This is a genomic window from bacterium (genome assembly GCA_037147175.1).
GTDB lineage: Bacteria > Cyanobacteriota > Vampirovibrionia > Gastranaerophilales > UBA9971 > UBA9971.
In genome coordinates this window covers 40,216-46,631 of the sequence record JBAWVS010000018.1, presented here as the reverse complement: position 1 = coordinate 46,631, position 6,416 = coordinate 40,216, and the positions used below count along the sequence as shown (strand labels likewise).

General features: G+C 31.4%; 8 protein-coding genes. 4 read left to right on the top strand and 4 right to left on the bottom strand.

Annotated elements, in window-relative coordinates; translation table 11 throughout:
- Nucleotides 1–122 precede the first annotated feature (122 nt).
- Complete coding sequence (ychF, locus tag WCG23_06055; GenBank protein ID MEI8389432.1) at nt 123–1,220, top strand: redox-regulated ATPase YchF; 1,098 nt, start codon at nt 123–125, stop codon at nt 1,218–1,220.
- An 8-nt stretch (nt 1,221–1,228) separates the two neighbouring features.
- Here ychF and WCG23_06050 read toward each other — a convergent pair whose 3' ends face one another.
- Nucleotides 1,229–2,128 (bottom strand): HD-GYP domain-containing protein, encoded by a 900-nt coding sequence (locus WCG23_06050; GenBank protein MEI8389431.1) that lies wholly within the window; start codon nt 2,126–2,128, stop codon nt 1,229–1,231.
- Nucleotides 2,129–2,345: 217 nt separating this feature from the next.
- Here WCG23_06050 and WCG23_06045 point away from each other — a divergent pair, with 217 nt between their 5' ends.
- On the top strand, nt 2,346–2,759 hold the full coding sequence (locus tag WCG23_06045; GenBank protein ID MEI8389430.1) for a tetratricopeptide repeat protein: 414 nt from the start codon (nt 2,346–2,348) through the stop codon (nt 2,757–2,759).
- A gap of 412 nt (nt 2,760–3,171) precedes the next feature.
- Nucleotides 3,172–3,369, top strand: a complete 198-nt coding sequence (locus tag WCG23_06040; GenBank protein ID MEI8389429.1) for a hypothetical protein — start codon at nt 3,172–3,174, stop codon at nt 3,367–3,369.
- Nucleotides 3,370–3,406: 37 nt separating this feature from the next.
- Here WCG23_06040 and WCG23_06035 read toward each other — a convergent pair whose 3' ends face one another.
- The 3 genes from WCG23_06035 to WCG23_06025 form a co-directional block, all read right to left on the bottom strand.
- The gene (locus WCG23_06035; protein MEI8389428.1) at nt 3,407–4,123 is read right to left on the bottom strand and encodes a response regulator transcription factor; all 717 of its coding nucleotides are present in this window, start codon (nt 4,121–4,123) and stop codon (nt 3,407–3,409) included.
- Between the two features lie 155 nt (nt 4,124–4,278).
- Entirely contained in the window at nt 4,279–4,554 is a 276-nt protein-coding gene (locus WCG23_06030) for a hypothetical protein (protein ID MEI8389427.1), read from the bottom strand.
- Between the two features lie 202 nt (nt 4,555–4,756).
- A complete protein-coding gene (locus tag WCG23_06025) occupies nt 4,757–5,005 on the bottom strand; it encodes a hypothetical protein (protein MEI8389426.1) in 249 nt (82 codons plus the stop codon).
- Between the two features lie 312 nt (nt 5,006–5,317).
- On the opposite strand from WCG23_06025, the gene waaF reads away from it, so the two are divergent.
- Nucleotides 5,318–6,403, top strand: coding sequence for a lipopolysaccharide heptosyltransferase II (gene waaF / locus WCG23_06020; protein MEI8389425.1), 1,086 nt, complete (start codon nt 5,318–5,320; stop codon nt 6,401–6,403).
- Nucleotides 6,404–6,416: the final 13 nt, after the last annotated feature.

The window sequence follows — 6,416 nt, the reverse complement described above, 5'->3', positions numbered from 1 at the left end:
CTAGTTACAAAAAGTAACATGTCGAGTTTAAAAACCCATTTGAATTTCTAAACTGAATTTTATTGGTCTTTGTGGTATAAAGGCAGTAATCGTTAAAATAATAATCGAAAGGTAATATAAAAGTGCTTCAGGCTGGAATAGTGGGCTTACCAAACGTAGGAAAATCAACTTTATTTAATGCTTTAACATCAAGCAAAAAAGCAGAATCGGCTAATTATCCGTTTTGTACAATAGAACCAAACAAAGGCGTTGTCATTGTACCGGATGAAAGAATGCAAATTCTTCAAGACCTCGTAAAAACAACTAAAATCATCCCGACCGCAGTAGAATTTTATGATATTGCAGGACTTGTAAAAGGTGCAAGCAAAGGCGAAGGGCTGGGAAATCAGTTTTTGGGACATATAAGAGAAGTTGATGCAATAATTCAAGTGGTAAGATGCTTTGAAGATGAAAACACAGTACACGTTTCAGGAAAAATTGACCCTGTAAGCGATATAGAAACAATTAATCTTGAACTTGCTATGGCAGATCTTTCAACTGTCGAAAAAAGAAAAGAAAGAGTTTTGAAAAACGTAAAATCGAGAGATAAAGATGCGATAATCGAAGATCAGGCACTTGACAAGCTTCTGGAATTTTTGAACAACGGAAAACCTTTTTCTATGGATTTATTTACGGAAGAAGAAGTCCCTTTTGTTCAAAATCTCCATCTTTTATCCACAAAACCAGTTATTTACGCAGCAAATGTCTCAGAAAATGACCTTGCATCAGGCGGAAATGATTTTGTTAAAAAAGTCGAAGAATATGCAAACACTCATGGAGCCGAAGTAGTTGTGATTAGCGCACAAATTGAGGCAGAACTGGTAGATCTTGGAGCTGAAGAAGCAAAAGAATTTCTTAAAGAACTTGGCGTTACCGATAGCGGAACAGAAAGAATGATCAAAAAAGTTTATGATCTTCTAGACCTAAGAACATATTTTACCGCCGGAGAGATTGAAGTTAGAGCCTGGACAATAAAAGTCGGGATGAAAGCACCTCAAGCAGCAGGTATTATTCATACTGATATGGAAAAAGGATTTATTAGGGCTGAAGTAACCTCTTATAAAGATTTTGTTAACTGCGGATCGTACACAGTTGCCAGGGAAAAAGGACTTACCCGCCTCGAAGGGAAGGATTATATCGTTCAGGACGGAGATATAATGCACTTCAGGTTTGCTGTTTAAAAGAACCTTTATTTTTTGTAATCAGTTATTTCCAAAAATTTACTTAACATATACGGATTAAAGCTTTTTTCTCCTTCTGAGATCATAATTTCGATAGCTTTTTCTGACGCAAAACCTCTTTTGTAGACTCTGTTTGAAGTTAGTGCATCATAAACATCAGCTATACTTGTAACTTGGGCATAAAGATTAATTTCTTTCCCTTTTAATCCGTTAGGATAACCGCCACCGCTATATTTTTCCTGATGATCCAGAGCAACTCTAGCGACAGCATCACTTACTTCTAAATTCTTCTTAATATATCTATAACCGCGCACTGTATGAGTTTTCATTATTTCAAATTCTTCAGGATCAAGCTTTGCAGGCTTATTTAAAATTTCTATAGGTACAAGCATTTTGCCTACATCATGAAGCAAAGCCCCGAGAGCAAGTTCCTTGATATCCTTTTCACTTAGCCCTAAAGTTATTCCGATAGCAGAACTATATGTAGAAACGTTTACTGTATGAGAAAAAGTATATTCATCAAAGATTCTAAGCTGGCTTATGCAATCAATTTTTTCAAGATTTTTGCTTACTTCCTGCAATATCACATCGGTGGCTTCTGTAAAGACAGCTGTTTCAACTTTTTCGTTGTCAAAAACCTTTTTAAATATTGTTTTTGCACTCTTTACAAGATTTTTTGTTGATTTCTCGGAAATCACAGTGTTATGAGTTAATATAACAGGATTTTCAAATTCCAAGTTTTCGTCTGCTAATAAATTTTTTACATATACTTTTTTATAATTAAGTTTAATTAACAACTCGGGAGTGAGATTATCTCCACTCCTATAAAGGATTTCTCCTTTTTCGTCATAAAGGTCAAAATCGAGTTTGTCATTTCCGACCAGTTCTAAAGGGATTATACGGCGCATTTATTCAGTACTCTTTTTTTCGAAATAAGATCTCAACTCTAAATCAATATTACTAATAAAATGGGGAATTCAAAATACTGCAAATTACTAATAAAATTTATTAATACACTATTTATTATACAAGATTGCAGAAAAAAATCATCATTTTTTTTTGAATAATGTTATATGGAACACTCAACTATAGTATTTATCGACTTTTAAAGAGGGAGAGATGATAATGAAAACAGGAAAATATCTTTTAGGGTGTTTAATTATTTTATTTTTGTTAACTAATGTATCTTTTGTCAGAGCGCAAATGACAAATGCTGCTACTCCTATTAAAAATATTAAAAATGTAAAAGTTGTTAAAGAAGACAATCAGGCTGAATCTCTTTATTATTTCAATATGGCAAAAGCTTATGAGAAACAAAAAAATATAGATAAGGCAATTGAAAACTATAAACTTGCGATAAAGACCAATCCCGATCTTAGTGCTGCTTATAGCAATCTCGGGTTAATTTATGCAGAAAAAGGCGATTATAAAAATTCTATAGAACTATTTAAAAAATATTTGAATTTTTCGAATAATCCTGAAGAAGAATCATCAATAAAAGAATTTATAAGCAAAATAACTCCTTTGATTAAAAAATAATAATTAACTCAAATCGCTAATTAACTCCAATTGCCAATTAATTTTTTTATTGTCATGTTGAGCAAAGCGAAACATCTGTCCCTTTTGGGTTTTAAGCTTAAATACTTTTTTGGACAGATTCTTCGGGCTTTAGCCCTCAGAATGACAATACCAATATTCATTTAGATTTCGACTATAGTGCTCTGAAAAAGTAATTAAGAAATGAAATATTTTTTGCGAAAGCACTATAGCTTTTAGGAGTGATGCTTTTCAGTATACAAGCAATTCGAGTTAATTAATTATGAAAAACCCGAGAATAAAAATTCCCGGGTTTTTCATCTGCAGGTTTAAACCGTTGGTTTGATGAATGTATATAAAAAAGAGATACACTAAAAATAAGAAGCTGCAATTAAATTTAAGGAAGGATAAACTTATGGCTATTAATAAAATTGAAAGGTTTTTTGAAGAAACAAAAGAAATAAAAAATTTGGCGATTACCGGAGAAACTAAAACAAAAAAAGAAAACTTAACAAAATCTGCTTCTTTAAATCCCAAATATATAGGTGTTTATCTTTCTAACTATTATGCTAAAAATACAAATAAACAATTCCATCTTGACCTCTTAAAATAAAGAGGTTATTCAAAAAAAAGAGGCTGTGTCTCTTTTTTTATTTTGCTTTTTCAAAACCTTGCGGCATAAATTTATATCCACCGCCATAAATAGTTTCAATATAATTTTTATCCGAACCTGCTTTTTCGATTTTTGATCGAAGGTGTCTTATATGGACTCTTATTGTTTCTACATCATCGTCTTTTGAATAGCCCCATATTTCTTTAAGCAAATCTCCTGATGAAACCGCTTGACCGTGGTGCTGAAAAAGATTGTTAAGTATTTCAAACTCAATAGGCGTTAATTTTACGTTTTCCCCGTTTAATTTTACCGTAAAATTTTCGGGTATGAGAGTAAAGTCGCCTACAGAAAGTATTTCAGGTGTTTTTAATGATTCGGGAATCGCATTTGATCTTCTTAGAAGAGCTTTTGTCCTTATTTTGAGTTCTTCGAGTTCAAAAGGCTTAATCAAATAATCATCAACACCTGAATTAAAACCTTGCACTTTATCTTGAAGCATACCGAGTGCTGTGAGCATAAGAATAGGAATTTCTTTTGTAGAAGAATTTTGCCTGATTCGCTGAGCAACGGTAAAACCGTCAACTCCGGGCATCATAACATCAAGAACTACAAGATCAGGCAACTCCTGTTTAACAAGAGCAAAGCCTTTTATGCCATCAGGTGCAGTTAAAATATCATGTCCCATTAATTCAAGATTTATTTTTACCAGCTCTAAAATTGATTCATCATCATCAATGACTAATATTTTGCCCACTTATATTCTCCTTATAAAATATATTTCAAGCTTTCTTAATATTAGCTTAATAAATATTTAAATTATAACAATTAAAACATATTATAAATTCAAATTTTTAAATAATTTTATTTTGTAAAGGAAAATTAATATTTAAAAAAGACAGCTTTTAAGATTTAAAAATTTTCGCCTTTGAATTTTTCCGGTTTTCCGTCACGTGAAACTACTAAAAATTTTTCATAATTGTAATCACTGCAACAAGTTTTTTCTTTTATAAGAACATTTCCTGATAAAGGATTAAGTGCTAATAATTTTGTAATTCTTTTAAAAAGTTTGCCTTCAAGACCCGCAATAGTATAATTACCGTTCCTTATGTATGTTTCTTGCTCTATTGAAGCTGATAAAGGATTAGAATGACTGAATACAAAAGGTAATTCTTTTTCTTCTTTCATAAATCCTACCTCTTAAAGTTTACTTCTCCCCAAGAAATATAGATACAAAAATTGTAATTAAACTTGACATCACCTGCTTAAACGCCCTGTCAGCATGTCATTTTAGTAGTTTAAGAACTTTTGTATTACTATAGCACTATTTTTTAATAAAAATATTAGATTTATATTAAGATTCAACAAATAATATTAATTCTTAATATTATTAAATTTTAAAATAATCGCAAATAAGTTTTTTGTTTTTTTTCCTGTTAAGCTTTTCGCAAAAATTTATTAAAACATTATTTGATTTTTTATTCTCAAGCTTTTTTCTTATGGTTGCTCTTTCTATAAGCAAACGATTATATGTTTTGCTTAACTCTTCATTATCCAAACTATTGCTTAATTGATTAATCAAATAAGTAATACGACTTTGAGAAGAGTCAAGATCTTTGTTCTTTTTTATTTTAAGCATATAACCTCTATGCATCATCCTTTATTGACTGAAAAACGGTTCTTAGACAACAAAATATTGCTTAATTGCAATACAAACTTAAGTTTTTAAAAAACAGATATTAAATTCTATCAGATTGTTAATAAGCCTAACTAATATCTGTGTTATTATTTTTTCTATTAAAATAATAAAGCAGGTATCCGAATATTTGTTCCTCTAAACAATTGAACAACAATCACATAGTTGTACGTTAAAAAGATTATTTGAATAATTTTAGAATATTTTGTTATCGGCAAGACCAATTAAAGTAAAATATAAATAAAGTCCGAAATTATGAATACTCCCCCTAAAATATTAATAGTAAGGCTAAGCGCGATTGGTGATGTCATTCATTCCACGCCCATACTTCATTCTCTACGGAGAAAATTCCCTGAGGCGTATATTGCATGGGCTATAGAGGATAAATCTTCTGATATTATAATAAATAACGCCTTAATTGACAAAATTTTTGTTTTTCCAAAGCAAAAATGGAAAAACAGAGGTTTTAATATAAAAAATTTATGGGAATTTTTTATATTAATCAAAAAAATCAGAAAAGAAAAATTTGACATAGTCATAGATTTGCAGGAATTATTTAAAAGCGCAATTATAGCGTTTTTAAGCGGAGCAAAAAGAAAAATAGCACATGCTGGAACAAGAGAATTTGCAAGTATCTTTGTAAACGAAAAACTCCCTGCCCATGATAATTTTGACCCCGATAAATTAATAATAGAAAGATATCTTGAGCCTGCTGCTTACCTTGGAGCGCCTGTTGACCAAGTTCAGTTCAGTCTTCCTCCGGTAAGCGAAAGCGCAAAAATTTATATTGATAAGCTTCTGGAAAATATCGATAAAAACAAAGAAATCATAATATTTTCTCCTGCTACCATCTGGGATTCAAAACACTGGCTCGAAAAATACTGGGCAGAACTTCTGGAAAAACTTGCGCCCGAATATAATATTATTTTTACAGGGACAGAAAAAGACAAAGAACTTATTGCAAGAATATGCAGAGCTCGAGATGAGCAGGTCAACAACACAAATCAGAAAAGCAATTATCTTTCTCTGGCAGGCAAAACCAATCTTTTTGAGTTAATAGAGCTTTTTAACAGGGCAAAATACTTAATAGCCCCTGATACAGGACCTGCACACATTGCAAATGCAACCCAAAAACCTTCTATAATAATGCTCTTTGGTTCTACAGGTTTTAAAAGGACTCCTCCTTTTGGAGAAAAACATATAGCCTTAGCGGCAGAACTTCCTTGTCAGCCTTGCTTTAAAAGAAAATGCCCGAGATCCGATAATAATATGGAATGTATGAAACAGCTTTCTCCTGAAAAGATTCTGACGTTTATTGAGCAAAGAAACAGGGTATATTAGTTAGATTGGATGA

Excerpts from the sequence above, each read along its gene's own strand:
- WCG23_06050 (MEI8389431.1), bottom strand. The coding sequence starts at position 2,128 with ATGCGCCGTATAATCCCTTTAGAACTGGTCGGAAATGACAAACTCGAT.
- WCG23_06045 (MEI8389430.1), top strand. The coding sequence starts at position 2,346 with ATGAAAACAGGAAAATATCTTTTAGGGTGTTTAATTATTTTATTTTTG.
- WCG23_06040 (MEI8389429.1), top strand. The coding sequence starts at position 3,172 with ATGGCTATTAATAAAATTGAAAGGTTTTTTGAAGAAACAAAAGAAATA.
- WCG23_06030 (MEI8389427.1), bottom strand. The coding sequence starts at position 4,554 with ATGAAAGAAGAAAAAGAATTACCTTTTGTATTCAGTCATTCTAATCCT.
- WCG23_06025 (MEI8389426.1), bottom strand. The coding sequence starts at position 5,005 with ATGCTTAAAATAAAAAAGAACAAAGATCTTGACTCTTCTCAAAGTCGT.
- waaF (MEI8389425.1), top strand. The coding sequence starts at position 5,318 with ATGAATACTCCCCCTAAAATATTAATAGTAAGGCTAAGCGCGATTGGT.